At 43.2% G+C, this 1,702-nt stretch carries 1 protein-coding gene and 1 pseudogene; one reads left to right on the top strand and one right to left on the bottom strand.

Annotated elements, in window-relative coordinates:
- Positions 1-1,006: pseudogene (gene ligD / locus AC1DPZ_RS26615) on the top strand (non-homologous end-joining DNA ligase); the annotation flags it as partial.
- A gap of 253 nt (positions 1,007-1,259) precedes the next feature.
- Here ligD and AC1DPZ_RS26620 read toward each other — a convergent pair.
- Positions 1,260-1,702, bottom strand: a 443-nt coding sequence (locus tag AC1DPZ_RS26620; RefSeq protein WP_477409184.1) for a sensor histidine kinase, incomplete at its 5' end; no start/stop codon positions are given.

The raw sequence follows: 1,702 nt of genomic DNA on the forward strand, positions 1-1,702 counted from the left end.
AGTTGAGGCAGCAGAAGAAAAGCAGGAAGATTCGCATGCGTCGGCGATAAAACCTCCAAAAGTGAAAGAAAGAAAAACTTTGCTAAACCCTACCGACGAAACGCAGGTACGCAAGATATGTGGTCACGATTTGAAGTTTACCAACCTGAGTAAAATTTACTGGCCCGAGGATAATGTAACCAAACGCGATATGTTTAATTATTATTAACAGGTTGCCGAGTATATTTTACCTTATTTGAAAGACAGGCCGATGTCGCTCAACCGTTTTCCCGGGGGGATTCATGGGCCAAGTTTTTATCAAAAGGATGTAAAAGATAAAGCTCCAGATTGGGCCAAAACTTTCCCTTACACCAACGGGGAGGGCGAGCATAAGGAATATTTAGTTGGTACAGATGAAGCCAGTTTGCTATGGATGGCCTCCCTTGGTTGTATTGAAATGAACCCCTGGTTTAGTCGTATACAATCGCCGGATAACCCGGATTACTGCGTAATAGACCTTGATCCTGATAAAAACACTTTCGACCAGGTGATAGAAGCTGCCCTTGAGGTTAAAAAGGTGCTGGATGCCATTGATGTGCCCTCATACTGCAAAACATCCGGCTCTACCGGCATGCATATTTATATCCCGATGGATGCGAGGTATAGTTATGACCAAACACAGCTGTTTGCCCGCATTATTGTAAATATTGTTCACAAACAAATACCCGGTTATACCAGCCTGGAACGCATGGTAGCCAACCGTAAGGGAAAAATGTATTTGGATTTTTTACAGAACCGTCCCGGCGCAACCATCGCCGGTCCGTATTCGCTCAGACCAAAGGTTGGTGCAACGGTATCTATGCCCCTGCATTGGGACGAAGTAAAACCCGGCCTTACCATGAAGCACTTTACAATATTTAATTCTATCGACAGGCTAAAAACCGAAGGCGATCTTTTCAAAGGAGTTTTGGGCAAAGCTATCAACCTGGAAAAAGCGATTAAGAAAGCGCAAGGTATTTTTAGTTAGCGGCTTGCAGCGGTGGTTTAGAATATTTATGAAGTATTTGAAAAAAAAGTTTTTTTGTCATCCTGAACGTAGTGAAGGATCTGTTATTGGCCATGCTTCTTCGCCCTGTACAGTCTGCGAATAGATCCTTCACTGCGTTCAGGATGACAAACATTTCAAAACCTCATTTCGTTCCCGAATTTTACAAATCGTATGAAAAAAAGCTGCAGCTACCAATGACTAACGACAGCGCGGCGCAATGACCAATGACCAACTACCCAAGAGGCAGCTTCACTACGAAAATGGATCCTTTACCTTCATGGCTTTCAACGTTTACGGTGCCATTGTGGCTTTCAACTATTTGCCGAACGATGCTGAGGCCCAGGCCGGTTGATTTTTCCCCCCTGATGCCAGGGCGCCCTGTTTTAGTAAAACGGGTAAATATTTCGGGCAACATTTCTGTGGATATGCCCATACCATAATCTTGTACCTCAATCACAATTTCGTTGTCAGCTTCGCTCAGTCTGATGTCAATGCGGTCATCATCCTTTGAAAATTTAACAGCATTGCTTACCAGGTTATCAATAATCCGGTAAAATTTTTCCTTATTAATTGATACATAAGCAGGGTTTATGCTGCTGRTGAATAATATATCGGCTTTCAGGTGGTTTTTCCAGCTTTGTACAGCTGTTTTAAGTAGTTTATTCAACTCCGTCC

Source organism: Mucilaginibacter sp. P4_G9 (genome assembly GCF_056400985.1).